At 64.9% G+C, this 26,550-nt stretch carries 20 protein-coding genes; 9 read left to right on the top strand and 11 right to left on the bottom strand.

What is annotated here, in order from left to right; translation table 11 throughout:
* Positions 1 to 2 precede the first annotated feature (2 nt).
* The 3 genes from P0Y59_24165 to P0Y59_24155 all read right to left on the bottom strand — a co-directional run bounded on the left by P0Y59_24165 (position 3) and on the right by P0Y59_24155 (position 3,287).
* Positions 3 to 773 carry a hypothetical protein gene (locus P0Y59_24165; GenBank protein WEJ99953.1) on the bottom strand — a complete coding sequence of 257 codons (771 nt, stop codon included), beginning with the start codon at positions 771 to 773 and terminating at the stop codon, positions 3 to 5.
* A 91-nt stretch (positions 774 to 864) separates the two neighbouring features.
* The gene (locus P0Y59_24160) at positions 865 to 2,307 is read right to left on the bottom strand and encodes a S41 family peptidase (protein ID WEJ99952.1); all 1,443 of its coding nucleotides are present in this window, start codon (positions 2,305 to 2,307) and stop codon (positions 865 to 867) included.
* 224 nt (positions 2,308 to 2,531) lie between these two features.
* A complete protein-coding gene (locus P0Y59_24155; protein ID WEJ99951.1) occupies positions 2,532 to 3,287 on the bottom strand; it encodes a molybdopterin-binding protein in 756 nt (251 codons plus the stop codon).
* Between the two features lie 64 nt (positions 3,288 to 3,351).
* Between P0Y59_24155 and map the strand changes: the two genes are divergently transcribed.
* Positions 3,352 to 4,179 (top strand): type I methionyl aminopeptidase, encoded by an 828-nt coding sequence (gene map, locus P0Y59_24150; GenBank protein WEJ99950.1) that lies wholly within the window; start codon positions 3,352 to 3,354, stop codon positions 4,177 to 4,179.
* Here map and P0Y59_24145 read toward each other — a convergent pair.
* From P0Y59_24145 to P0Y59_24130, 4 genes are all read right to left on the bottom strand, one after another.
* The gene (locus P0Y59_24145; protein ID WEJ99949.1) at positions 4,170 to 4,460 is read right to left on the bottom strand and encodes a hypothetical protein; all 291 of its coding nucleotides are present in this window, start codon (positions 4,458 to 4,460) and stop codon (positions 4,170 to 4,172) included. The genes map and P0Y59_24145 overlap by 10 nt on opposite strands.
* Positions 4,461 to 5,591: 1,131 nt before the next feature.
* The gene (locus P0Y59_24140) at positions 5,592 to 9,752 is read right to left on the bottom strand and encodes a hypothetical protein (protein WEJ99948.1); all 4,161 of its coding nucleotides are present in this window, start codon (positions 9,750 to 9,752) and stop codon (positions 5,592 to 5,594) included.
* 56 nt (positions 9,753 to 9,808) lie between these two features.
* A complete protein-coding gene (locus P0Y59_24135; protein ID WEJ99947.1) occupies positions 9,809 to 10,021 on the bottom strand; it encodes a hypothetical protein in 213 nt (70 codons plus the stop codon).
* Positions 10,022 to 10,143: 122 nt separating this feature from the next.
* Complete coding sequence (locus P0Y59_24130) at positions 10,144 to 11,349, bottom strand: TCR/Tet family MFS transporter (GenBank protein ID WEJ99946.1); 1,206 nt, start codon at positions 11,347 to 11,349, stop codon at positions 10,144 to 10,146.
* 172 nt (positions 11,350 to 11,521) lie between these two features.
* Here P0Y59_24130 and P0Y59_24125 point away from each other — a divergent pair, with 172 nt between their 5' ends.
* From P0Y59_24125 to P0Y59_24100, 6 genes are all read left to right on the top strand, one after another.
* A complete protein-coding gene (locus P0Y59_24125; GenBank protein ID WEJ99945.1) occupies positions 11,522 to 11,920 on the top strand; it encodes a hypothetical protein in 399 nt (132 codons plus the stop codon).
* A 299-nt stretch (positions 11,921 to 12,219) separates the two neighbouring features.
* Complete coding sequence (gene ybaL / locus P0Y59_24120; protein WEJ99944.1) at positions 12,220 to 13,881, top strand: YbaL family putative K(+) efflux transporter; 1,662 nt, start codon at positions 12,220 to 12,222, stop codon at positions 13,879 to 13,881.
* A gap of 249 nt (positions 13,882 to 14,130) precedes the next feature.
* Positions 14,131 to 14,469, top strand: coding sequence for a P-II family nitrogen regulator (locus P0Y59_24115; protein WEJ99943.1), 339 nt, complete (start codon positions 14,131 to 14,133; stop codon positions 14,467 to 14,469).
* A 94-nt stretch (positions 14,470 to 14,563) separates the two neighbouring features.
* Entirely contained in the window at positions 14,564 to 15,976 is a 1,413-nt protein-coding gene (gene glnA, locus P0Y59_24110) for a type I glutamate--ammonia ligase (GenBank protein ID WEJ99942.1), read from the top strand.
* 359 nt (positions 15,977 to 16,335) lie between these two features.
* Positions 16,336 to 17,139, top strand: coding sequence for a uroporphyrinogen-III synthase (locus P0Y59_24105; protein ID WEJ99941.1), 804 nt, complete (start codon positions 16,336 to 16,338; stop codon positions 17,137 to 17,139).
* A 59-nt stretch (positions 17,140 to 17,198) separates the two neighbouring features.
* Complete coding sequence (locus P0Y59_24100; protein ID WEJ99940.1) at positions 17,199 to 19,058, top strand: AsmA family protein; 1,860 nt, start codon at positions 17,199 to 17,201, stop codon at positions 19,056 to 19,058.
* A gap of 11 nt (positions 19,059 to 19,069) precedes the next feature.
* Here the strand turns inward: P0Y59_24100 and P0Y59_24095 are convergent, their stop codons facing one another.
* Together P0Y59_24095 and P0Y59_24090 are read right to left on the bottom strand one after the other, a co-directional pair.
* The gene (locus tag P0Y59_24095; protein ID WEJ99939.1) at positions 19,070 to 19,396 is read right to left on the bottom strand and encodes a hypothetical protein; all 327 of its coding nucleotides are present in this window, start codon (positions 19,394 to 19,396) and stop codon (positions 19,070 to 19,072) included.
* Between the two features lie 35 nt (positions 19,397 to 19,431).
* A complete protein-coding gene (locus P0Y59_24090) occupies positions 19,432 to 20,406 on the bottom strand; it encodes a quinone oxidoreductase (protein ID WEJ99938.1) in 975 nt (324 codons plus the stop codon).
* Positions 20,407 to 20,526: 120 nt separating this feature from the next.
* Between P0Y59_24090 and P0Y59_24085 the strand changes: the two genes are divergently transcribed.
* Both P0Y59_24085 and P0Y59_24080 read left to right on the top strand, forming a co-directional pair.
* Positions 20,527 to 21,951: an aldehyde dehydrogenase family protein gene (locus P0Y59_24085; protein ID WEJ99937.1), complete on the top strand. Its 1,425-nt coding sequence runs from the start codon at positions 20,527 to 20,529 to the stop codon at positions 21,949 to 21,951.
* 5 nt (positions 21,952 to 21,956) lie between these two features.
* Entirely contained in the window at positions 21,957 to 22,871 is a 915-nt protein-coding gene (locus tag P0Y59_24080; GenBank protein ID WEJ99936.1) for a hypothetical protein, read from the top strand.
* Here P0Y59_24080 and P0Y59_24075 read toward each other — a convergent pair.
* Positions 22,787 to 24,562 (bottom strand): SLC13 family permease, encoded by a 1,776-nt coding sequence (locus tag P0Y59_24075; protein WEJ99935.1) that lies wholly within the window; start codon positions 24,560 to 24,562, stop codon positions 22,787 to 22,789. The genes P0Y59_24080 and P0Y59_24075 overlap by 85 nt on opposite strands.
* 79 nt (positions 24,563 to 24,641) lie before the next feature.
* Positions 24,642 to 26,474 (bottom strand): RiPP maturation radical SAM C-methyltransferase, encoded by a 1,833-nt coding sequence (locus P0Y59_24070; protein WEJ99934.1) that lies wholly within the window; start codon positions 26,472 to 26,474, stop codon positions 24,642 to 24,644.
* Between the last annotated feature and the right edge of the window lie 76 nt (positions 26,475 to 26,550).

The following is a 26,550-nucleotide window of genomic DNA, read 5'->3' as shown; positions in this document are numbered from 1 at the left end:
CCCTATTTGGTCTCTTTCGCCCCGGCCTTGGTGAAATCGATCCTGATCCGCACCCAGGCGCCGATGAGCGGCTTGCCGCCGATCCGTGGCGGGCGGACGCGGAATTGCCAGGCGGCGAGGCGCATCGAGCGAGCCAGGCCTGAGCCGACCGGAGATTCACCGAGCTGGCGGCAATTCTCGACATGATAGTCGGCGATCGTCTTGCACGCGATCATCGCCCAGCTCCCGTACGGGACGCCGCTCGACGGGAGATAGGTCGAAAGCTCAGCATCGGTCGGCTCGCGATACCATTCGGCATCGTAGAGCCGTTCGCCGCCGGGCCCCTCGCCCGGCCCATAGGCGGAGCCGCTGTCCTTGCCGGCGCCGTTGTCGCCGGCGCCGGGCGCGTCATTGCCCCGCGTGGTCGGCAGTTTCGAGATATCGGCGGCGTGGAACAGATCGCCTTCGTTAAGCCACGGATTGACCGGGGTCGGCTCCGGTGCTGCCGGAGGAGTCGGCGAGGGCGGCGCTGGCGAGGCGCCACCGGCCGCCTGTTTCTTGCGCGAGACGGCGCGCGGACTTGGGTTCTTCTTGGCCTCCAGGTTGGCGTCGGGCGCGATGCTGAAGGTCTTTTCCTTTTCCTTCGGCGCCGGTGGCGCGAGATGCGGCGAGAGAGTCAACAGGCCGATCACGACCAGTATCTCGAGCACGAGCGCCAGCAGGAAGGAGGTGGCGCGGCTGCGAATCGAAGCGCGACGCCGGTCCGGCAGATCGTGGTCGGATGCCGAATCCATCGGCGGGAACGCCTAGACGCCGTGGACGCGCGCCGCAACGACCCGGTATCGACATGACATTCTTTTTAATCGCGCGCCCGGCTCGCGCTGCTCAGAACAGCCCCGGCACCTCGCGTTGCGGCGTATCCGGCCGTTCGGGCATCAGCAGCTCACGTTGCGGGCCGCCCCCGGCGACCGAGGTCCTGGCCGATTGCGCAGCCTGCCCCGTCGACTGAGTGGCTTGTCCGGCCGATGCCACCGCCGAACAGCTCCGTCCGGCAAGGAAATCGAGCGCGGAGCGAGTCGAGGCCTCAAGCGGATCGCCGAGCTGGTGGTTGAGATCGTCGGTTGCCTGGCAGCTTGCCTCCATGAAGGGCGCGAGCCCATCGAAATAGGCACCCTGGCGCGCGGCATTCTGCGTCGCGAAGGCGATCACGCGCAACCGGTCGTCGCACGCGGTGCGATCAAGCGCGATCTGGCCGACCGGCTTGCCATAGGTATTGGTGCCGATCAGCGCCGAGCGGTTGTGCAGGAAGGGCGTGAAGGCGTTGATGACGAGTTCGCTCGCCGAGGCGGTGCCCCCGGTGCCGATAAAGGCGAGCCGGGTCGGCGAGGTCGATTGCGGCTGCGGCGCGAACATGCGCGTCGCATTCTCCGACGATTTCTCCGGACGGAAGGTGACGTAGTCGAACACGTCCGAAGTCGAACGGTTACCGCCGAGCAGATCGCCCATCAGCTCAGCGATCGAGATCAGCCCGCCGCCATTGTAGCGCAGATCGACGATGATCTCGGTGATGCCCTGCGCGCGGAACTGGGCAAAGGCGGTGCGCAGGGCCGGATCGGCGGTGGTGATGAAGGTGCGCAGATTGACATAACCGACCTTGCGCCCGCCATCGTCGATCACCCGGGCGCCGTAGCGCGACGAAACCGGCGTCAGCGTGAAATCGGCCTTTGCGACGCTCACGTCGCGCGTGCCGGCCACATCAACGACACGCAGCACGCGGGTGGTGCCGACGGTATTGGGGCCAAGCGCGTTGGTCACGCCCGCCGTACCCTCCGCCGCGATGATCGAGCTGACGGTACGCAGGTTCGAACTATTGGTGCCGATCGCGAGGATCTCCGTGCCGCGATCGATGCCGGCGGCGAGGGCCGGCGCACCTTCGAAGGATTCCGTGACGGCAATGCGGCGCGCAGCCGTATCAGCGGCGAGCCGGAAGCCGAAACCGGCGCTCGACCCGGAATTATAATAGGCACTCTCCTCGGCAATCGAGGTGAGATAGGTGAAATAGCGGTCGCGGCGCTGGCTCCGCGCGGTGGCTGTCAGGGCGTCGAGATAGTCGCTGGCGGTCGCGTAGGGCGCGGGATCGAGACTGGCAGGGAGCGTCTCCGGGAAGAGATACCATTCGCGCAACTGCGCCGCGATCCAGTCCTGACGCTCGCGCAGCGAGCACCCGCTGGCCACCGGTGTCGGGGTGGGTGTCGGGGTGACCCCGACCGGCCCGCCGCCGCTGCTGGCGGTGGAGGAACCGCCCCCGCCCCCGCACGCGGAAAGCATCGCTACAATAGCCAGGAGCGCTATCGCCGGCCGGTACTTCATGAGACTTCCCCCTCACTCAAGCGGAGTACCGGGCCGAATCGGTCTTGTCAGCAGAAAGTCGAACCACCCAGCCGGATCATTGCGCTGTGTTGACGCGACATTGCCCGTTCTGCCGCTCCGGGCAGCGATTGCCCGTGAGGCCAGACCGGCATGAGGAGGCGCCAGCCGCTATCGAGGACTGGCTAGATTCCGTCGGGCACCACCGCCCTCCCCTCCGCCTCGAGCCGGGCGGTGAGATCGGCGATGCACGCATCGACCACTCGCTGGTCGGTCGAGCGCACGACGAAATTGGCCCCGGTCTTCCCCTCGCGGAAGAAGGGATAGCTGCCGATCGCCACGCCTTCATGCGCGCGCTCGACCTCGCCGAGCAGCACCGCGACCTCGCTTTCCGCGACCCAGCAGCCGATCGTGCGCGAGATCACCGGCAGGCCGCCCTCGAGCGTTCCGGTCAGCGCGTCGAGCATGCCGGCCGTGATGTGCGGCACGCCCGCCATCACGAAGATATTGGCGATGCGGATGCCCGGCGCACCCGACATGCGGTTCTCGATCAGCTCCGCCCCCTCGGGCACGCGCGCCATGCGCTTGCGCGCCTCGGTCAGCCCGCCGCGAGTCTCGTAATAACGTTCCAGCACCGCTAGCGCCTTGGGATGATGCACCACGCGGACGCCAAGCGCCTCGGCGATCGCGTCAACGGTGATGTCATCATGAGTCGGGCCGATGCCGCCGGTGGTGAAAAGATAGTCGTTGCGGGCACGCAGCACGTTCACCGCCTCGACGATCGCGGCCGTGACGTCGGGCACCACGCGCACCTCGGCGAGGCGGATGCCCTGCACGTTGAGCCACGCAGCGACCTGCGCGACATTCTTGTCCTGGGTGCGGCCGGACAGAATCTCGTCCCCGATCACCACCAGCCCGGCCGTCCAGATCCGCTCGCTCATGACGTGCGCATAGACCCGTAACCCCGCCCTCGCAAAGTCTGCCGTTGCACGCTATATCGGGCGCATGACCGATTATGTAACCGTCACCCCGGATGCGCCCGCCGGCCGCACCGGCGCGATCAAGCTCCATGGACGCGAGGCGTTCGATGGCATGCACAAGGCAGGCCGCCTCGCCGCCGAGACGCTCGACATGGTCGTGCCGCACATGGTGCCCGGCGTCACCACGGCCGATATCGACGACATGATCCGCCAGTTCATCGTCGATCGCGGCGGCGTGCCCGCCACGCTCGGCTATCGCGGCTATACCCATTCGAGCTGCATCTCGATCAACCATGTCGTGTGCCACGGCATCCCGAGCGAAAAGACGCTGAAGGCCGGCGACATCGTCAATGTCGACGTGACCCCGATCCTTGACGGCTGGCACGGCGATTCGAGCCGGATGTACCTGATCGGCGACGTGCCGATAAAGGCGAAGCGGCTGGTCGACGTGACCTATGAATGCCTGATGCTCGGCATCGAGCAGGCCAGGCCGGGCAATCACCTGGGCGATGTCGCGAACGCGATCCAGGTCCATGCGGAGAAGCATCGGTACGGCGTGGTGCGCGATTTCTGCGGCCATGGCCTGGGCCAGCTGTTCCACGACGCGCCCGAGGTGGTGCATGTCGGCCGACCCGGCACCGGGCCGGAACTGAAGCCGGGCATGATCTTCACGATCGAGCCGATGATCAATATCGGCCGCCCCGACGTGAAGCTGCTTGACGACGGCTGGACAGCGGTGACGCGGGACCGATCGCTCTCGGCGCAGTTCGAGCATTCGATCGGCATCACCGAGGATGGCTGCGAGATCTTCACGACCAGCCCCAAGGGCCTTCACCAGCCGCCCTATTCCTGAAGGCCGCGCCGGGTGAGTTCCTCGGCGACGCGCTTTTCGACACATTCGGCGAAGCGCGCGGCCTCCTTTGCCTCCCTTTGCGGCCGCTCTTCTTCCAGGCGCATGAACGCCGCCAGCCATCGCCGGGACATATCGGTCTCTTCCGGCTCCTTCTCGCCCGCCCAGGGACGGGGACGGCGACTGGCAAGCCATTGCTTCGCCGCGCCGACATCAGCCGGGACATGGATGGTGACGGGCACGACCACCGGCTCCTTCGCGCCGCCTGGGTTGAAGATCTTCACGTCCTGATACTCATAACCGCAGGCGCGCTCGTACAGCGCGCGTTCGACCCGGTCGTCCGCGAGTTCCTTGCCGGCCCTGAGCGCTTCGGCAAAGGCTTCGTGTTCGGCACGCCAGCGATAGAAAGTGCGCGCACAGACGCCGAGGATATCGGCGATCTCGCGATCGGTAGCGCCATTGCGACAGAGCTTGGAAAAACAGGCCGAGGGAGTCGGAGACTTTTGTCATGCCTATCTGCGATGTCGGACCGCCATCGCCGGGCGCGCCGGGGGCATGCCCATGACACCTCGGCGACGTCCATGCCCCGTTAGCACTACGGAAGGCTAGGCGAATAGATGCTGGTGCCAGCAGGCAGATATCTCTCGGTCCTCTCGTGCACATAGAGGGTGCGATTGCCAGCGGCATCAAACCGGTATCGCGACAGATTCCCCTGTGACATCGGTCGCATCGTAGACCGCTTTCACCCTGCCGATTGCGTCGTAATAATTTACGGATATCGAACTTGCCAATGCCGTCATCGTCGCGGAGCAAATCGCGAACGCGCCGACCAGCTTCATGCATAGGAAAATCAGCCTTTTCGAACGTAGCATTTACCATTCCTATCCCTTGAGGAAGATTGATCCAGTGTTCACTTGGCGCCACAGATAGTGGCCCACCCAAGCAGGAGGATGGCAAACCCAACTACGCAACGTTACTTTTATTAATTATTTTCCATTATTATTGCGATTATTGCACTACAAACACTACTCACATCTCCGCGATTCGGCCACCACAAGCCCTATCAAATATACTAATCGATCGATTTAACCAATCACAATATGCCTCTTGGAACTTCATCGTCCCGATTTAATCACGCAATACTTCTATTATTCGGCGACTAATCCTGTTGATGCCCGCAGTTTGCGCAAATCTTTTGCGGCCTACCCAACAAAGTTCGATAGGGATGCGCCCGATCAAAATAGATGCTCGTTCCACATTGCCGGCATCGCGTATACCAAGCCAGCGCTCCATTCAGGATGAGCCAAGCCGCAAGAGCGATGAAGCTATTGATGACTAAACCAAGGACGATCGCCACAGGAACGAACATCACCACCACGGGGCGCAACATTACAGCAGTAGTATAATTGCTCATATCAGCATCCAATGTCATAAAGCTTGGGTGTATGGAAACCGATCGCCGCTCCACCATTGACGAATCCGATAGGGCTACCAACTTTTCCGGCCGTGACACTGTTCTGCCCAGGACTGGTCCCGAGAAGCGTGCGCGTGCCCACTACGTCGAAACCATAACCACCGCCAACCTGCGTGATGACGTTAGCGGAAACAATAGCGTTGCCGCTGGATGAGGAGGTTAGGGTCGGCCCCGCCTCAGCCCCCAACCCGACACCCACAGCAAGGTACGCGTCAACACCGAACTGACCAGTTGTTAGGTCTATTTTACCACTCCCGCCAACAGATCCCCCAAATCCAGCATAAACATCCGCACCACCTCCAATGTCTATATTCCCCATAGAACAGGCAATACTTTTTCCAATATACTTTATATCACCCCATATCAATTGCGCATTTCTTACAGCATTCACAATTATTGTCTGCAACACTTTCTGAGAAGTTATAACAACCTCCGGACTGGTAGCTATACCATCATCGCCGATATAAACCGTATTAATGTCAAAATTTTGCATACTAAAAGAATTACCGCCAGAACTAAACGGATCCACGATAATCGAAGTTACGCTTTGGCGTCCGGTTACAATGATGTCGCTCTGCAATCCGCTCGGGTCGATGGCATTCACCGGGTCCCCACCAACATAGTTATACAAATTCATCCCACCGCTATACCCGATAGGATCGGTCTGCATGAACCGCCCAAGCCGCGACGAGTAAATACGAGCCTTGTAATAATAGAGCCCCAGTTCGGGTAGATAAGCCTGTCCGGTATATTGGAAACGCCCGACGTTTCCGGCAGCCGGGACGCCGTACTCGTCATAGCTGTTGATACTGATCGCCGTGCCGGCGCTGTTCGTCATCGCCACGACGGAGCCGCGTTCGTCGGTGTGCAGCCATCGCCGATCAGTCGTGCCCGCTCCCTCATACCAGACGATCGGTTCATCGGCGCCAGGCCCGAATACATAGCGCCGCGCCACCGTGGATGATGTCGTAGAAATCTCAGCCGCCATATGCACGCCATCGTAGAGGAACCGGGTCGAGCCACCACCCGGCGACACATAGTCGTACAGGCGACCGAACCCGTCATAGGACAGCGTCGCCACCCCGACCATGCTGGTCAGCGCATTTTCGGAATTATAGGTGAAGCTGGTACTACCCGTGCTGACCAGATTACCGCGTGCATCATAGGTGATGCCGGTACCGTTGACGGTCGCGAACTGGTTGAGACCATTCGACGTGTAGGGCCGATTGACGTTGACGTAGGCACCATAGGCATAGGCCTCATTCGAGCGCGTCATGCTCGCGATCTGGCTCGCAGGATTGTAGCTGAACCCAAGACCGAGATCATAGGTCGTGCCACCAAGATCTTGGCCGAGGGAAACCAGGCGGGAGACATTGTCATAACCGTAGCTGGTGCTGGTGCCGTTGCCGCGACCGATGCCGGTCCGCCGGCCGAGATCATCATAACCGTAGGTTGCCAGGACGCCCACGCCCGATGCAACGCCGCTCTCCCGGATCGCCGTGACCTCGCCGGTGACGAGATAATCATAGGTGACATAGAAACCGTCACTCCATTGCTGGACCGTACGATTGCCGGCCAGATCATATTGATAGCCCATCGACCCGTAGGGCTGCCCCTCACCGGTTAGACGGCCAAGCGCGTCATAAGTCATGCTCTGCGTAACGCCCTTGCCCGGGATCGTGGCCGAGGTCAGGCGACCTAGCAGATCATAGATATAGCCCATATCGGCATTGACCTCGGGAAGATCCTTCGACGTCATGCGGTTGAGATTATCGTATCCGTAGCCGATCGTCTGGCCGTCGCGGAGGCGGCGACTGGTGACGTTGCTGGCGGGATCATAACCGAGCTGCTCATAATCCGTGCTCGAGCTTGCCAGCGCACCTTGCGTCGTCACGGGATAACGCGTGAACGTCAGCCGGTCATAGCCGTCATAGTCATAGCCGGTGCGGTTATTCACCGCGTCCGTGACGCTCAGGACCTTGCCGTTGTCGGAATACCCATAGGTAACATCAACCGAAGCGTCGGCGGTGCCGAGGGCGTTGGTGACCTTCCAGATGCGGCCCACCGTATCATATTCGGTCTTGCTGATGCGGTCGGGACCTTGAGTCCCCGTAGTGGACAGGGTGCAGGCAGCGGGCAGCGCCCCGTAAACCGCTGGATTCATCCGCTGCGTGGCGCAATCGACACGACCAAGCGCATCATAGCTGGCTTGCGCAAGCGCATAGGTCGTCCCGCCCGAGGCAAGCGTCCGCACTATCGGCCGGGCGTTCGCGTCATAGCTCGTATCGATCGACTGGAGCGCGCTAAACGCCGCCCAGTCACCGTCCGACTGGCTGTTGACAGTGCCGTTCTCGACCCTGGTCAGCAGGCCGTTGGTATAGGTATTGCGCACGGCCCGATTCTTCAGACTGCCGCCGCCGTCCGGGTCGGGCGAGACGGTGCCGATCAATTCCCGCGCCGTATTGTACCGGTAGCGAGTGGTATCGGCAGCGCCGGCAAGCGGCCCATCCACGGTCAACAGATTCCCGAGTCCGTCGTAGGTCATGGTGCGGGTTGCGACCAGCGTTCCTGTACCGTTTCCTTTCGAGGCGCTGGTGATATTGCTATTGGCGTCATAGCCGAGGGTAGTGACCACTTCATCCGCGGTCCCTGCACAGGAGCCGGCCGTTTGGCATGCGGAAATGCCCGTCAACTGATACTCACTGTTCATCAGCGTATAGCTGTATCGCGTTTGCGGCCTCAATGCGCCGGCACTCGGCGCAGGAAGCGTTATAGCCGTCACGCCGCCATGCGTCGCATCATAGGCGTAATTAGTGGTATTTCCCCGCGCGTCGGTCGTGCTGTTCGGCTGGTTGCACGTTAGCGGATTGGCGCAGCCTGCGTCGTAGCTCGCGCTGGTCGTGATCGACGACGCCCCCGCCTTCGCCACCATCTGCGTCTGCGTGAGGTTGCCACGACCGTCGTAGCTGTACGCGGTATAGTTGCCCTCGGGTTGAGTCACGCGCGTCAAGCGGCGGCTGCCGTCATATTGATAGCTGGTGGTCTTGGTGAGCGCATTGGTTATCGAGGTCGGGCGACCGACCGTCAGATTGGAGACAACGGTGCTCGTCTGGCCAAGAGCGTTGGTCGCCGTCATCGTGGCCGTGCTGCCGCTCACGCTGCGGGCATAGCTGGTGGTGACGCCCTCCTTCACCACCGACGTGACCTTGCCGGCATTGATCGTGGCGCTGGTCGTGTCGGACGAAGCCCCCGGTCGGCGGATCGCGTTGAGGGTCGTTGTCTTGGTCACGCGCCAGACGCGACCGCCCATGTCTGTGACATCCGTCACGCCGGCCGTCGGATAGGCATAGCTTACGCTGGCAAGAGGAGCGCTCCCCGCCTGCGCATTGTAAAACGCCGCCCCCGTTCGCTGCGTGAAGGTCGCCGGTGGGCCACCGGTGCCCCCGAAGCCGTCGGAGGCATAGGAAAACACCACTGAATAGCCATAGCTGTTCGAGACCCGCTCAAGGCGTGGGGCAAAGCTGCAACTGATCGGATCGTCGGGCTGCTGCTGGCGTGAACATTGCGTCCAGAAGCCATATTCGAGCGAGACCGTCTTGCCGTTGGGCGACGTGATCAATCCCGGCAGCAGGATGCAGGACGACTGGACGGTGCCGTTGCAGTAATTGGTGATATCGGCCCCCGGCGTAGGGTCTCCGAAGGTGATCGTGGTGCCGTTGCCGTCGCCATAAACATAGGAGCTTCCCGACCCCGACAGCGTCTCTCCCCTCGCCTGCGCATCCGGAAACTTGGCGGTCCTGGTGCCGAAATCAATATAGGTACCGCTGCTGACGACATTGAGGAGAATATGGTCCCACTGGCTCGCGCCGGTCGTGCCATTGAAGCTGGTATTGCCGAGCACCCGCATCAATTCGAGAGCCGCCTGTCCCGAGCCGATCGAGCCCTCAGCGAAACTGGTCAGGAAATCGCCCTGAACCATATCAACACCATTCGCGTCGGCCTGGCGGAACTCAGGCGAACTCTGCGCCGTCGCGGGCGCGCTCAGGAAGGTCGATGTCAGCAGCGCGCAAAAAGCCGCCGCCCGAAAACGGGACGTGTGCATGGCAGTTCTCCAATGTCAGCAGATCAGGGTGCGCGGCTCTTCGCGAGCCGACGACGCTATGGCGCGCCCGTCACCTTGAGGTTCTTGCGGTTGTCAGCCTTGTCGTGGGTGTATTCGGCCTTCACACCATTGTTGACGGTGCCCGAATGCTCCACCTTCACCAGGCGGCCCTTCGCGTCATAGGTGTAGGTGATCGTCTCCGCGGCCCAAGCCTGAAGCGGTGCCGCGGTACACAGGGTCAGAAGAACTGCCGTGCCGAATATCCGCATATTACCCCCGGGCGGCACTTACAAAACACTGCCGCTATCCCTGTCGCTATCATGATGAGGGCCGATGAACCAAGGCGCAGTATATCCGATATGGCGGGAATTATATTTCGCACCCGACGCCTTCAAAAATACCGCCGGATCGTGCGCGCCAACAACAGCCAGGCAGCGACGATCAGCACGCTCGCCAGCGCGAAGGGCGCGCCGGGGAAATACACGCCCTGCGCATCAGCGAAATGGCCGAATACCCAGGTCATCACCAAGGGCCCGATGATCGAGGTCAGGCCGATCGTGCTGGCGACCGCGCCCTGCAGCTCGCCCTGCGCATCCTCCTCGATCCGGGTGGTCATCATGCCCTGGATCGCGGGGAAGGCGACGCCGGTCGCCGCGCCGATGACGATGGCCAGATAGATCATCCATCCCGTCGATGCGAAGGCGAGCAGGACATAGCTGGGCAGGCCGAACATCAGGCTGGCCAGCGCGCAGCGCCGTTCACCGAAGCGCGCGATGGCGGGGCCGGTGACCAGCCCCTGCGCGATGGCGATGGCGATGCCGAACAGCGCAACCGACAGGCCGATCTCCAGCGGCGACCAGTGGAGCCGCTCGATCAGGAAATAGCCCCAGGTCGAGAGCTGCGACTGGGCACCGAGCTGCATCAGGAAGATCGTGGCAAGACAGCCGAGCACGAAGGGATAGCGCCCCATGCGAACCAGCGTGCCGAACGGGTTGGCGCGTGCCAGGGTGAAGGGGCGGCGGCGCTCCGGCGGCAGCGTCTCGGTGAAGATGACATAGCCGACCACCGCGCCGGCCAGCGCCAGCACGCTCGCCGCGACGAAGGGCAGCCGCAATCCGATCGTGCCGAGCACGCCGCCGATCGCCGGGCCGAGCACGAAGCCCGAGGCCCCTGCCCCGCCGAGCAGCCCGAACAGCCGCCCGCGCTGTTCAGGCGGATAGAGATCGGCGATGCAGCTGTTCGCCGCCGCCCAGGTCGCGCCCATCACGCCGGAGATGATCCGCCCGGCGAACAGCCAGCCGAGCGTCGGCGCCCAGGCCATCATCGCATAGTCGACCGCGAGCACGAGGAGCGTGCCGAGCAGCACCGGACGCCGCCCGAACCGGTCGCTGAGGCCGCCGATCACCGGGGCGAACAGGAACTGCATCGCGGCATAGGCGAACAGCAATTCGCCGCCGATCAGCGCGGCATGGGCGACGTCAGTGTCGCTCAGGCTTTCGACCAGCGACGGCAGGATCGGGATGATCAGCCCGATGCCCGCCATGTCGATGAAGACGATAAATGCGATCAACGGCAGCCGATTGTCGGTTCGCGCCATTGCCATCCCCCAGAAGCGTCGCCTCCCGGACGCGCCGCCCTTATGCAGATTTCAGCGCGAAAGCCCATCGAGGAAGATCGGGACAGGATGAAGGGGCAGTGCGGGGGCCGGGATCGTTTACGAAAACGGCCCGTTATGCTAGAAAGGCGACACGCCACAGTCTGGAGATACGGTGCAGATAGCGAAGCCCAGGATCGTACCAAGCGACACCATCACCGCCCTGCGCCTGTTTGCCGGGTCGGTGTGGCTGACGGTCGCGACGACGCTTCTCTGCGCCCTTCTGCCGGTCGGCCTGCCGCACACCAGTGCGGTCGGTTCGGCATTCAATCCATCGAACAGCGTCGTCGCGCTGCGCAGCGCCGAGCCGGCGTCCCTCCTCACGCGGACCGACGCGGCACGGGTGCAGGATCTCGACACCGGGACCGCGCTGTTCGCGCCGGCCATGATAGCCGCCGTCCGGCTCGTTCCGCTTCCGGTGATTGCTCTCCATAGCCTGGGCGAACAGTCACTGGCTGCCCTCGCGCCGATCGGCTCAGCCTATCCCCGGGGACCACCTTCGCCGGCAGCCTAAGCGCGGCACTGGCCTGGCCGGATGCCGCGCGTGACATCGGGAGGCGCATGATTGACTGCCCACACGCCTGTCGCGCCTTCAGCACCATCACATTTCCGGCAAGGAGAGATCGATGGCCAGAAAGACCAAGCGACCACCCTGGTGGTTCGCGGCCGCCCTCTGGGCCGGTCTTGCGGCAAGCGCGGCGATGATCGCCGCCGTCGCAACGACCACCCCCTAGCACACAGCCGGCGGGCCTTCACGGTCCGCCGGCACCGTCCCATGTGGCGGACCCCCTATCGTCCCAGCGAGGAGAACCAATGCACCATACCCCCCTGATCGCCACCATCGTCGCGGCCCTGTTCACCGCGTTCGTCACCGGATCGATCGCGCATCGCCTGAAGGTGTCGCCGATTGCCGGCTATCTGCTGGCGGGTGTGATCGTCGGCCCGTTCACGCCGGGCTATGTCGCCGACGGGAACCTGGCCAACGAGCTCGCCGAGATCGGCGTCATCCTGCTGATGTTCGGCGTCGGGCTGCACTTCTCGCTGCGCGACCTGCTGTCGGTCCGCAAGATCGCGGTGCCGGGCGCGGTGGTGCAGATCGCCGTGGCGACGCTGCTCGGCATGGGTCTGGCGTGGCTGCTGGGCTGGGGATTGTTCGCCGGGTTCGTGTTCGGCCTGGCCCTGTCGGTCGCCAGTACCGTGGTGCTGTTGCGCGCGCTTCAATCGCGCAAGCTGGTCGAGACGGAACGCGGTCGGATCGCGATCGGGTGGCTGATCGTCGAGGACCTCGCCATGGTCCTCGCGCTGGTGCTGCTGCCGCCGCTGGCCGGCGTGATCAACGGCGCGAACGGCGCCGGAGCCTCGTCCCTGATGGTGCCGCTGCTGATCACCTTCGCCAAGGTCGCCGGCTTCATCGCGCTGATGCTGGTGGTGGGGCGACGGATCATCCCCGCGGCCCTGCACTGGGTGGTCCATACCGGCTCGCGCGAGCTGTTCCGGCTTGCCGTGCTGGCGATCGCGCTGGGTGTCGCCTTCGGTGCCGCCTATGTGTTCGACGTGTCCTTCGCGCTGGGCGCGTTCTTCGCCGGCATGATCCTGGGCGAGACCCAGCTCAGTCGCCAGGCGGCGGAAGAGACCCTGCCGCTGCGCGACGCGTTCGCCGTGCTGTTCTTCGTCTCGGTCGGCATGCTGTTCGATCCGTCCGTGGTGGTGCGCCAGCCGCTGCCGCTGCTCGCCACCGTCGGCATCATCGTGTTCGGCAAGTCGATCGCCGCCTATCTGATCGTCCGCCTGTTCGGCCACTCCAACCGCACCGCGCTCACGGTGGCGGCCAGCCTTGCGCAGATCGGCGAATTCTCGTTCATCCTCGCCAGCCTCGGCGCGGGCCTCAACATCCTGCCCCAGGCGGCGCGCGACCTGATCCTGGCCGGCGCGATCATCTCGATTTTCCTCAACCCGTTCATCTTCTCGCTGATCGCGTCGCGATTGAGCAAGGCCGATGGAGAGAAGGACGACACCCCCCGGCCGTTGCCGCGCAAGGGCCATGTCATCCTGGTCGGCTATGGCCGGGTCGGCAGCCTGATCGCCTGCGAGCTTGCCGCGCGCGGGCGCGAGATCGTCGTGATCGAGGACCAGGATGTCCCGGCGAAACGCGCGGAGGCCGATGGCGTCACGGTCGTGCAGGGCAATGCGGTCGACCCGCAGACCCTGGAGGAGGCGGGAATCCACAGCGCGGTGAAGCTGCTCATCACCATTCCGGAAGGGTTCGAGGCCGGGGCGGTCGTTGAGCGGGCGCGGGCGCTCAACCCGGCGATCCGCGTGATCGCGCGGGCCCATTCGGACGCCGAGGTGCAGCATCTGGAAAAGCTGAAGGTGGCACATGTGGTGATGGGCGAGCGCGAGATCGCGGCACGGATGCTCGAACTCGCGGCACAGGAAGCGGCCGAAGCTGATGGAGTGTCTTCGGCATCCGCGTGAATCGCGGGCAACAGCCGGAGTGATCGGCATCTGAGCCGCGACGACGCGCGACACTGCCGCAAAATAGGGCAGCCCCTGCCCATCTGCACGGGCGTTAGGCACCTGTTAACCCGTGGACCGTCACTCGCCCGGCGGCGTTCCTGGCTCGCGCGGCTGGCACGCTTGTTGTAAGGGTCGGCTACAGGCAGAGGCGCCCGCACGGATTTGGCGGCTCGGACTGGCCAACCATTTACCCGGGGGCGTACCGACGTGAAGAAGATCGAGGCTATCATCAAGCCGTTCAAGCTCGACGAGGTTAAGGAGGCGCTTCACGAGGTCGGCGTGTCCGGCATCACCGTCACCGAAGCCAAGGGTTTCGGTCGCCAGAAGGGACATACGGAACTGTACCGCGGCGCCGAATATGTCGTGGACTTCCTGCCCAAGGTGAAGCTTGAGGTCGTCGTCGAGGACGCGCTCGCTGAACGGGTGGTCGAAGCGATCGCTGCGGCCGCACAGACCGGCCGTATCGGCGACGGCAAGATCTTCGTCATTCCGGTCGAGACGGCGCTTCGCATCCGCACCGGGGAAAGGAACGAAGACGCTATTTGACGCGGCGCAGCATGATGTGACAGCAGGCCTCCGGGCGAAACATGATTCCCGACAGAGTCGGGCAAACGACATTTCCAGAAAGGACATGGGGTATATGGCGAATTCGGCGAGCGACGTCCTGAAGATGATCAAGGACCAGGAGATCGAGTGGGTCGACCTGCGATTCACCGATCCGAAGGGCAAGTGGCAGCATCTGACGATGGTCTCGTCCGTCGTCGGCGAGGACGAGCTGACCGACGGGTTCATGTTCGACGGATCGTCGATCGCCGGCTGGAAGGTCATCAACGAATCCGACATGATCCTGAAGCCGGACCTGGACGCGATCTGGACCGACCCCTTCTCGGCCACGCCGATGCTGATCCTGGTCTGCGACATCGTCGAGCCTTCGACCGGCGAGCTCTATGCGCGCGACCCGCGCTCGACCGCGAAGCGCTCCGAGGCGTATCTCAAGACCACCGGCATCGGCGACACGATCTATATCGGCCCGGAAGCCGAGTTCTTCATGTTCGACAATGTGCAGTTCGAGACGAGCTACGCGACGAGCTATTACAAGATCGACGATATCGAGCTGCCGACCAACACCGGCCGCGAATATGAGGGCGGCAATCTCGGCCATCGTCCGCGCGCCAAGGGCGGCTATTTCCCGGTCGGCCCGGTCGACAGCGCCGTGGACATCCGCGGCGAGATGGTCTCGACCATGCTCGAAATGGGCCTGCCCTGCGACAAGCACCACCATGAGGTCGCGGCCGCGCAGCACGAGCTGGGCCTGACCTTCGGCACGCTGACGCTGACCGCCGACCGCATGCAGATCTACAAATATGTCTGCCACCAGGTCGCGCAGGCTTACGGCAAGACCGTCACCTTCATGCCGAAGCCGATCAAGGAAGACAACGGCTCGGGCATGCACACCCACCTTTCCATCTGGGAAGCGGGCAAGCCGCTGTTCGCGGGCAATGGCTATGCCGGCCTGAGCGATACCTGCCTCTATTTCATCGGCGGCATCATCAAGCATGCCAAGTCGCTGAACGCCTTCACCAACCCGTCGACCAACAGCTACAAGCGGCTGGTCCCGGGTTATGAGGCACCCGTGCTGCTCGCTTATTCGGCACGCAACCGTTCGGCATCGTGCCGAATCCCGTACGGCACGGGCGCCAAGGCGAAGCGTGTCGAAGTGCGCTTCCCCGATGCGATGGCCAATCCGTATCTCTGCTACGCGGCGCTGCTGATGGCCGGCCTTGACGGCATCCAGAACCGCACCCACCCGGGCGAGGCGATGGACAAGAACCTGTACGACCTGCCGCCGGCGGAGCTCGCCCAGGTTCCGACCGTCTGCGCATCGCTGCGCGAGGCGCTCGAGGCGCTGGCGGCCGACAACGACTATCTGCTCAAGGGCGGCGTGTTCACCCCCGACCAGATCGAATCCTATATCGAGCTGAAGATGGAAGACGTGGCGCGCTGGGAAATGACGCCAAGCCCCGTCGAGTACGACATGTATTATTCCTACTGATCGACCCTGTTCGAGAGGGAGGGCGTCCGGAGCGATCCGGGCGCCCTTTTCTTTTGGCCCGCCTCCCCGCCGGCCGGCGTTTGACAGGCGACGGTTCGCGGACCATTCTCGCCCGATGCAGATTCCTGCTCGTCATCATCGCTTTCGCGACCATTCGGGGCAGCTCGCCGCACGCGGCTAGCCCGGGTCTCGCGCGGCATTGCGCGCGGCGCCCGGGTGTATCCCACCAGGACACCAGCGCCGCCGATCCGGCCGCCTGGACTTTCAGCGGATGGCCATATCGTGATTTTTCAGCCTCTACCGGCGCCTCGAACGGCGCCTGCTCCTTCGATCGACCCGGTGCGCGGAAGGGACATGCCATGTCTGTCTGGGTGACGCGCGCCGCGCCCGACAATCTCGCGACGGCACGCCGCCTGAAAGGCATGGGCTATGGCTCGGTCGTCGTGCCGGTCATCCGCACCCGGCCCATCGACCACGAACCGGTCGAAGGCCGCCCGGACGCGATCGTCTTCACCAGCGCGCATGCGGTCCGCCATCATCGACGCCCTGCGGTCAACGACACGGTTCCGGTGTTCGCGGTATCGGAGGGCATCGCGCGCGTTGCCCTGTCGACGGGCTATGCCAACGTCACCTCCACCGGGGGCGACGAGGAAATCCTGCTCGGCCTGCTCGCCCATATCCTGCCGCCCGGCGGCAGGGTGGTGGAATTCTGCTCCCCCCGCACCGCGCACGGATTGAGCCGGTCCCTTGCCGCCCGGGGTTTCCGTGTCGATCACCTGCCGGTCTACGACATGGTTACGGTCGACCCGGCGGATATGGAAGGCGCGGCAGCATTCGCTGCGGGCGTCGGCGGGATCGTCATCCATTCGCGCGCCGGCGCGCGATCCGTGCGCCGGATCATCGAGCGGAACGGCTGGCGCGGGCGGATATGGTGCATCTCGCCCGCAAGCGCGGCGCACTTGTCAGGCCTCAACGGGGTAACACTGTCCTGCGCCGCCGAGCCGACGGAAGCAGCGCTGCTCGATCTGGTCCGGCGCGAGGCACTGCCGACACGATGGCCCGCTGAAGCCACGGCGGATCGCAAGGCGCTTCTGCCCGTGCGCATGCCGATCGGCGGCAGGACCAGGCCGCGACCGGCCAATGATCCTGCACCAGCGGACTGATCGGGGCGACGATTGACGGCAGGCGGAACGAAACCGCCTGCCGGTTCGTCCTTTCAGCGATGAACATCAGCGCTGTCCTCGCCGACCGGCGATTCCATCTCGTTGCCGGCGGTATCGTGATGGTGTTTGCCGTGGCCCTGATCGCGCTGGCGATGATGCCATGGGGCATGTTCAAATCCACGATCGAGGCGAAGCTGAGCGACCGGTTCGGGCGGCCGGTGACCATCGGCGCGGTCGAACGGCTCGACAGCTTCTCCTTGTCGCCGACGATCGCGATCAGCGATCTGCGCGTGCCGCAAGCAGCCTGGGCCGGGCCGGGCAACCTGATCCGGATCGAGCGCGCGACGGTGCGCTTCCCGGTACTCCCCCTGCTGCTCGGTCGTTTCCGCCCGGGCGCGATCGAGGTCGACGGCGCGCATGTCGTGCTGGTGCGCGACAAGGATCGGCGCGTGAGCTGGGCAAAACCCGGCGCTGGTCGGGAAAGCGCCGGCGGATCGATATCGCTGCGCAGCCTGCGGATCGCGAACAGCGTCATCTCCTATCGCGACGCGTTCCAGGACCGGGCCTTCATCGCAAAAATCTCAGCCGACCCGAAAACGGGCGTGACGCTGAACGGGACCGGCACTGTCCGGGGCGAAGCCGTCACGCTCGCCGCGCGGGGGCCCGCGATCGACCAGGCACCCGACAAGCCCTGGCCGTTCCGCGCCACGATCGGCGGCGCAGCGCTCGACATGACGGCGGCCGGGACGATGGATACGCCGCTCGATATCCGCCACATGGCGCTCGACGTGACCGCCCGCGCCACCGACCTGAAATTCATCGACGCGATCATCGAGGCCGGGCTGTTCGGCACGCGCCCCGTCCATATGACAGCGCATGTCCGGCGCGATGAGGGTGTGTGGAAGGTCACCGGACTGAAAGGCACTATCGGCCGATCCGACATTGCCGGGCAGGTCGAAGTGCGCAAGGTCGACGGCCGGACGAAACTCAAGGGCACGCTTGCCTCCGAGGCGCTTGACTTCGACGATCTCTCTTCCCCTGCCGGCCACGCCGCCGCGCTCGCCAGACGCCAGGCGATCGGGCCGCGGCTCGTGCCCGATACCCGGATCAACCTGCGCAAGATCACCCGCACCGACGGGACGATCAGCTTCACGGTGAAGCGCCTGATGAGCGAGAAGCCCTCCGCACTGGCGGCGATGCGCGGCACGCTGACCATCGATCATCAATTGCTGACGATCGCCCCGTTCACCCTCGACCTGACCCGCGGGAAGATCGACGGATCGGCGCTGGTCGACCAGCGCGGCGGCGGAGCCGTGCCCATGGTGACGATCGACCTGGCGCTGCGCGGGTCGAGCATCCCTACTCTGGCCGGCGGCGACGATGTCGTCGGACGCGTCGACGGCCGGGTGCGGCTCAAGGGGCCAGGCAGCACCATCCGCGAGGCGGTCGGCAGTTCGGACGGCACGATCGGCCTGGTCGCCCGCGATGGCGCGCTGCCGGCGAAGATCGCCTCCCTGCTTGGCTTCGACGCGGCGCGCGGCCTCCTCACCGACAAGGACGAGCGCGCCGGGCTGCGCTGCGTCGTGATCCGGCTGGCGATGCGCCGGGGCGTCGGGACGGCCGATCCGTTCCTGATCGACACGACGCGCAGCCAGACCAACGGTCGCGGCACGATCAGCTTTCCGTCGGAAGCGATCGCCCTGACCCTGACGGGAGCACCCAAGGAGAAGACGATCCTGCGCTTCCCCGCGTCGGTGATCGTCGCGGGCACGATCAAGGCGCCCGACGTGCATCTCCCCGAAGGCGCGAAATCCGCGGGCTCTTTCTTCAAGGCACTCGGTCGATCGATCGCCGGCAAGCAGGGTCCCCGCGCGACCGATGCTGATTGCGCCGGACTGGCGACACGCGCGCTCGAGTAGGGTTTGGTCCCCTATTCCGGATGCTTGATGACTGACTGACCGTGGCGTCGAACCTTGCCGAAGTGCAGGGATAGATACAGACCAAGCGCGAGCCAGCCGATCGCAGCAGCCGCCAGACCGGCCATGAAGCCGCTGGCAGGTAGCCAGGCGATCATCAGCCAGGCACCGAGGAACAGGTTCGCCGATCCCCACAGGAAATTCACGAGCGGCGAGGAATCGCCAACGCCACGCGGTGTCGCGAAAGGCGACGGAAACGGATCGCCGCTCAGACCATTGGTGAGGTGGGGGATGGCATTGCAGAGCAGAGCCCCCGACAGGAACAGCAGAACCAGGCCCATTCATTGTCTCCTCGACGGCTCGCGTTGTGCCCGGGCTACGGAATGAATACCGTCGCCCCCCTGGTCTCGCCAGCTTCGAGCGCTCGGTGCGCCTCCGCGGCATCTTCGAGCGCGAAGGTCTGGCCGATCTCCGGCACGATCGCGCCTTTGGCCAGCATCTCGAACACGCGATCGGTACCTTTCTGGCGCTCCTCATGGTCGACATAATAGTCGAACAGGGTCGGCCGGGTGACGAACAGCGACCCCTTCGCGGCAAGCACCCCGAGCCCGACGCCGGTGATCGCGCCGCTTGCATTGCCATAGCTGACGATCAGGCCGCGCCGCGCCGTCGCGGCCAGCGAGACCTCCCAGGTCGCCTTGCCGACGCCGTCGAGGACGACGGGCACGCCCTGGCCGCCGGTGATCGCACGGACCTCCTTCGCGACATCGACCTGCGTATGGACCAGCACATGGTCGGCGCCGGCCGCGCGCGCCTGTTCAGCCTTGTCGGCGGTGCCGACGCTGCCGATCACGGTCGCACCGATATGCTTCAGCCAGCCGACCAGCAGATGCCCGACCCCGCCCGCGGCGGCATGGACCAGCACGGTCTGTCCCGGCTGCACCCTGGCGCAACGCTCGACCAGGAATTCGGCGGTGCACCCCTTGAGCAGCAGGGCGGCGGCGGTGCGATCGTCCACCGTATTGGGCAATGTGATCACCTGCGCCGCGGGAAGATTGCGTTCGGTGGCATAGGCACCACGGGATGGGCCGAACGTGCCGACCCGGTCGCCGATCGCGAAGCCCTCCACGCCCGGGCCGATCGCCTCGATCACGCCCGCCGCCTCGCCGCCGAGTCCTCCCGGCAATTCGGACGGATAGAGGCCGCTGCGGAAATAGGTGTCGATATAGTTCAGGCCGACCGCGGTGTTGCGCATCCTGACCTCGCCGGGGCCGGGATCGGGCAGGTCGATATCGACCCATTTGATCACCTCGGGTCCGCCGGTCTGCTCGATCCGTGCAACGCGCGCCATATGTCGGTCTCCTGATGGGATCAGTTGCAGATAGTCATCGCGTTTCAGGTTGCAACGTTTCGTATTGACCGCCATCTAGGCGGCTCAACCGTACCGCAGGTTCAAAAATCGGAGGCGAGGATGAAGAGCTACCTCAAGCAGTATATCGACGGTTCATGGGTCGAGAGCGAGGGCGGCAAGCGCCATGAGGTGATCGATCCGGCGACCGAACAGGCCTGCACCGAGATCACGCTCGGCACCGCCGCCGATGTCGACAAGGCAGTCGCCGCCGCCCGCCGCGCCTTCGAGAGCTGGTCGCAGACGAGCGTCGAGGAACGCGCCGCCCTGCTCGGCCGGATCATCGAGGAATATAAAGCGCGCATCCCCGATCTCGCCGCCGCGATCAGCCAGGAAATGGGCGCGCCGATCGGCTTCGCCACCGCCGCACAGGCGCCCAGCGGCCTCGGCCATTTCATGTCGACCCTGAAGGCGCTGAACGAATTCACGTTCGAGGAACGGCTCGGCCGCGCGCGCGTCGTGCACGAGCCATTGGGCGTCGTCGCGATGATCACCCCGTGGAACTGGCCGCTCAACCAGATCTGCGCGAAGGTCGCCCCAGCGATCGCCGCCGGCGACACGATGGTGCTGAAGCCAAGCGAGGAATCACCCGCCTGCGCGATGATCCTGGCTGAAGTGCTGGAAAAGGCCGGCGTGCCGGCCGGCGTGTTCAACCTGGTCAATGGCGACGGTCCTGGCGTCGGTGCCGCGCTGTCGAGCCACAAGGACGTCGACATGGTGAGCTTCACCGGATCGACCCGCGCCGGCATCGCCGTGGCGCAGGCCGCCGCCGCGACCGTCAAGCGAGTCCATCAGGAACTGGGCGGCAAGGCGCCCAACCTGGTGCTCGAGGGCGCCGATCTCGCCGCCGTCCTGCCGCCGACGGTCGCTGGCGTGCTCGCCAATTCGGGCCAGAGCTGCATCGCGCCGACCCGTCTGCTGGTCCATGCCTCGCAGGTGGGCGACGCGACTCAGATCGTGAAGACGATGATGGAGGCGACCCAGGTCGGCGATCCATCGGTGATGGGCGCGCATATCGGCCCCGTCGTCAACAAGGCGCAGTATGAGAAGATCCAGGGGCTGATCCAGTCGGCGATCGACGAAGGCGCGACCCTGGTCACCGGTGGTACTGGACGGCCCGACGGACGCAATGCCGGCTATTTCATCAGGCCGACGCTGTTTACCGGCGTGACCCCCGACATGCGCATCGCACAGGAGGAGACGTTCGGCCCCGTGGCGACGATCACCGCCTACGACACGCAGGACGAGGCGATCCGCATCGCCAACGATACGCCTTATGGCCTGTCGGCGACGATCTCGGGCGATCCCGCCGCTGCCGCCAAGGTCGCGCCGCGGATGCGGGCCGGGCTGGTGACGATCAACTCCTGGGCACCGGACGGCGCAGGGCCGTTCGGCGGCTACAAACAGTCGGGCAATGGACGCGAAGGCGGGAAATATGGCCTGACCGACTTCATGGAAGTGAAGACCGTCGTGGGCGAACCTGCCTGACACCCATGACCCTGACGATCGACGTGCTGATGCCCGCCGCCGCCAGCGAATATGGCGCGGCGGCGGTGGAGATTCTCGACAGGTATCGCGACGCCTTTGCGGCACACGGGATGACGCTCGCCACCCGGCCCTGGGATCAGGGACCGGGCGATGGGGCCGATGCAACGCTCGCGCTGTTCGCCTGGGGCTATCATCTCGACGTCGCCCGGTGGGAGGCGATCCTCGCAGCCTGGCCGGCGGAACGGCTGTTGCTCAACGCGCCTGCCCTGCTCGCCTGGAACACCCGGAAAACCTATCTGCTCGAGCTCGAGGCAGCAGGCGTCCCGATCGTGCCGAGCCGGTTCGGCCGGGCCGACGATGCAAGTCTTGCCGCCGCGTTCGACCATTTCGGCGCCGAGGAACTGGTGGTGAAGCCGCAGGTGTCGGGGGGCAGCTTCCGCACGGTGCGCGTCCGGCGGGGCGATCCGATCGAGCCGCTCGACGATGCGATCATCCAGCCATTCGTGCCCGCGGTTTCAGGCGAAGGCGAATTGTCCTTCCTGTTCATCGGCGGCGCCTTCAGCCACGCAGTGCGCAAGGTGGCGAAGCAGGGCGATTTCCGCATCCAGCCGCAGTTCGGTGGCCAGTTCAGCCTCTTCGAGCCTGAACCCTCGCAACTCACGCTCGCGGAGACGGTTATCGCGGCGCTGCCCGAACCGTCGCTTTACGCAAGGGTGGACCTGCTGCGCCTCGCCGACGGCAGCCTTGCGCTGATGGAGCTGGAAGCGATCGAGCCCGATCTCTACCCGCATATGGCACCCGAGCTTCCCGCCCGCCTCGCCAAGGCGGTCGCGGCTCAATGCAGTGGCCAGGTCCAGATCACCAGCGGCGTGCCAACCAGCACCACGAGGATCGATAGCGGCGCCCCAAGCCGGGCATAGTCGCCAAACCGGTACCCGCCCGGCCCGAACACCAGCGTGTTGCACTGATGGCCGATCGGGGTGAGGAAATCGCATCCTGCGCCCATCGCCGTCGCGATCAGGAAAGCCTCGGGCCGGTAGCCGAGATCATGCGCGAACACCGCGGCGATCGGTGCCATTACCAGTACGGTCGCGGCATTGTTGAGGAACGGCGTCACCGCCATCGCCGCGACCAGGATCAGCGCCACCGCCCCCCAGGGCGGCAAGGTCGCGCCGAGATGGGCGAGCCATGTCGCGATCACGTCCGACGCGCCGGTCGTCCGCAGCGAATCGCTCACCGGAATCAGCGCGCCGAGCATGATCAGGATCGGCCATTCGACATTCTCATATGCCTCGCGCACCGGCAGGGCGCCGGTGGCCATGACCAGTCCCGCCGCCGCGAAGAAAGCGACCGCGACGGGCACATAGCCGCCGGCCGTCGCGCCCATCGCAACCGCCAGGATCAGGATCGGCAGCCAGCCGCGCCTGGAATCGCCTAGCCGCAGCGACCGTTCGGCCAGCGGCAGCGCGCCGAGATCGCGAAGCCGTTCCGGCAACAGGCCGAGCGGCCCTTGCAGCACGATCACGTCACCGGCGCTGAGTATCGTCTCCCCCAGCCTTTTAGTCAGCCGCTGGCCCGCGCGGGATACCGCGATCAGGTTGACGCCGTAGCTTTGCTGGAGCCTGAGCCGGCCCGCCGTCTGCCCGATCAGCACCGATTCAGCGTTGATCACTGCCTCGATCACACCGACCTGATCTTTTTCGCTGCCTTCCGGCACATCCCGATCCTGTCCCTCGAGCTGGAGCTTGTCCCTTGCGATGACGCGTTCGAGCGAGTCCGGATCACCGCCAAGGATCAGCGTGTCGCCTTCCTGCAGGACCATGTCGTGAAGCGGCGGCGTCCGCAGCCCGGCGCGCAACAGGGTGGTGATGGTCACCTCGTGATCGTGACGCTCGACAAAGGCGGTGACCGTCTCGCCCGCCGCCGACGATCCCTCGGGAATCGAGGCCTCGGTAACATAGCCCTTGATGTCGAGCGCCTCCCCCATGGTGGGTGCGGCATGGCGGTCACGCGGCAACAGGCGGTAGGCGAAGCGCAGGAAGATCAGGCCGACCAGCAGCAGCCCGAACCCGGTCGGGAAATAATCGAACATGCCGAACGGCTGCCCGGTCATGTCCTCGCGCACGCGGCTGACGATGATGTTGGGCGAGGTGCCGACCAGGGTCATCAGCCCGCCGAGCAGCGAGGCAAAGGACATCGGCATCAGGAAGACGGACGGGCTGGTATCGTTCTTCTTGGCCATCTGGAACGCGGCCGGCATCAGCATCGCCAGCGCGCCGACATTCTTGACCAGCGCCGAGGCGATGCCGACCGATGCCGTCAGCACCAGCAACTGCGATCGCACCCGCTTCACCCGTTTCGAGACGAAGGCGAGCGCGATCTCGATCACCCCGGATCGCTGTACCGCCGCCGAGATGACCAAGGCCGAGCCGACGATGATGACGATATCGTCGGAAAAGCCGGTGAATGCCTCCTTGGGCTTGACGATGCCGAGCGCGAGCGCCGCGAGCAAGGCAAGGATCGCCGTCACGTCGTAGCGGAACCGGCCCCAGATGAAGAGCGCCATCATCCCGGCAAGCGTGGCGATCGATAGCATCTGGGGAAGTGTCATGCGGCCTCATTCATCCGGGATCTGCCCGGTCAACTCCCTGCGCCGGATTTTGGGCTCCCGACAATCGCGGAGCCGGCGCTCAGGCCGCCAGCCCCGCCGCCTTTTGCTGCTCCGGCCGCTGCAGCGCCGGGCTTGCCCGCGTGCCGGCATGGGTCACCACGTTCAACAGCTTGCCCTCATGCTCGATCAGCATGTCGCGGGCCAGGAACCAGTCGGCATGCGCGGCGAGCGCCGGGTCGAGATCCTCGCGCGTGACGGGACGTTCGAAGGACCGCAGCGCCGCGACCCTGTCAGGCGCGATGATCGTCAGGGGCTGGCGCGCGATACGGCGCGTATCGGCGATCATCGCCCCCGCCGCCGATGATTTCACGATCGCGAGCACCGGCGGCGATCGACGGTTCCATTGCTGTTTCCAGCGCTCGATCTCATCCTCCAGCGCGCGCAGCAGGACCGGGTCCCTGAGCAGTTCGGTCGAGTAGCGGCCCATGAAATGATAGGCGATCCGATCGAGCGCGGCGTCTTCGGGATAGAGCGCGCGATAGACGGGGATCGGCGTCAGATCAGCGATGCCGAAGGTCGCGGGTTCGTTGAAATAGGGGCTGAACCGGTCGATGACGATCCCGCTCATCCCGCTCGGCGCCTGGAGATGCTCGATCCGCGGCATCAGGTCCAGCACGGCGCGATAGGCCTCGGCCGTCTCGCCGGGCAGGCCATAGAGATAATTCCACACCACCCGGATCGCGAAGGAACGAGAATCGCGCAGCAGCATGATGTTCTGCAGGCCCGACACGCCCTTGCGCATCAGCCGCAGCACGCTTGACGAGAGCGATTCGATGCCGGGCTGGATCGCGTCGATCCCCGCACGGGCCATCAGGTCCAACTGCTCGTGCGTGAGATTGGCCTTAACCTCGTAAAACAGGTTCGGCCGCTCCTCGCGTTCGGCGAGCACCGGAAGCAAATCGTTCAGGTAGCGGAGCGGCATGATGTTGTCGGCGAGCATGAACCGTTTCACGCCCCACAGGTCGCCGACCGCGTCGAACTCCTCGAGGATCAGCGCGGCAGGCTTCTCGCGGAACGACATCGTCTCGCCGTTCAGGCCGCAAAAGGTGCAGTGGTTCTTCGCCCCCCACCAGCATCCGCGCGAGCTTTCCATCGGCAGCGAATAGGGCAGTTCGGGCGGGAGCTGCCGCCGGGCCTGGGCGGCGCGCAGGTCGGCGAAGAAATCGGAGAAATCGGGGGTCGGCGTCACCCGCATGTCCCTGATCGGCTCGCAATGCACTACCCGCCCGGCGGGACGCTCGCCCTTCAGGACATAGCGCTCGCAGAAATCGGGAAAGGCGGTGTCCGCCTCGCCCGAGAAGAAATGGTCGACGCCGGTGAAGATGTCGGCCAGCGCCTCCCCCATCGGCGACGCGATATTGGCCCCGCCCAGGACGATGCAGATCTCCGGCGCGGCGGCCTTGACCCGAAGCGCCAGCGCGGCGGAGGCGAGATTCTGCTGGAAGACCGACGATATCCCAAGGATGCGCGGCGCCAGGGCGACGATCTGCGCGGTCAGCGCATCGAGAAACGGCCCGACCGCCGGCTCGATCGCGTCATGCTCGGCCCGCAGCGCCTCCGGCACCGGATCGGGCTCGCCGAGCCGAGCGTGCATCGCAGGCGGATAGGCGTGATCGCGGAACAGCCGCTCGCCGACCATCTGCTTGATCGAGGAGTCGCTCACCGCGCGATAGGCATCATATCCTGACAGGCTCGCGAGCAGGATATTGCCGTGCAGAACGCGGACGCTCATCCCCCGCGCCTTGCACGCGGCGGCGAGGATCGCCGATCCGAGCGGCGGCGTCGCGATATCCGCGAAGGGCGGCACGACGATACAGAGATCGACCTTCTGATCGTCCGGCCTGTCGTCCACGCCCGCTCCCCGCAATGCCTTGTCGGGCCGGACAGCTGCCCGGTATCCGACTAATCGTCGCTGGATACCCTGATAT

This window comes from Candidatus Sphingomonas phytovorans, assembly GCA_029202385.1.
GTDB classification, from domain to species: Bacteria; Pseudomonadota; Alphaproteobacteria; order Sphingomonadales; family Sphingomonadaceae; genus Sphingomonas; species Sphingomonas phytovorans.
This window is presented reverse-complemented; position numbering and strand designations above follow the sequence as displayed.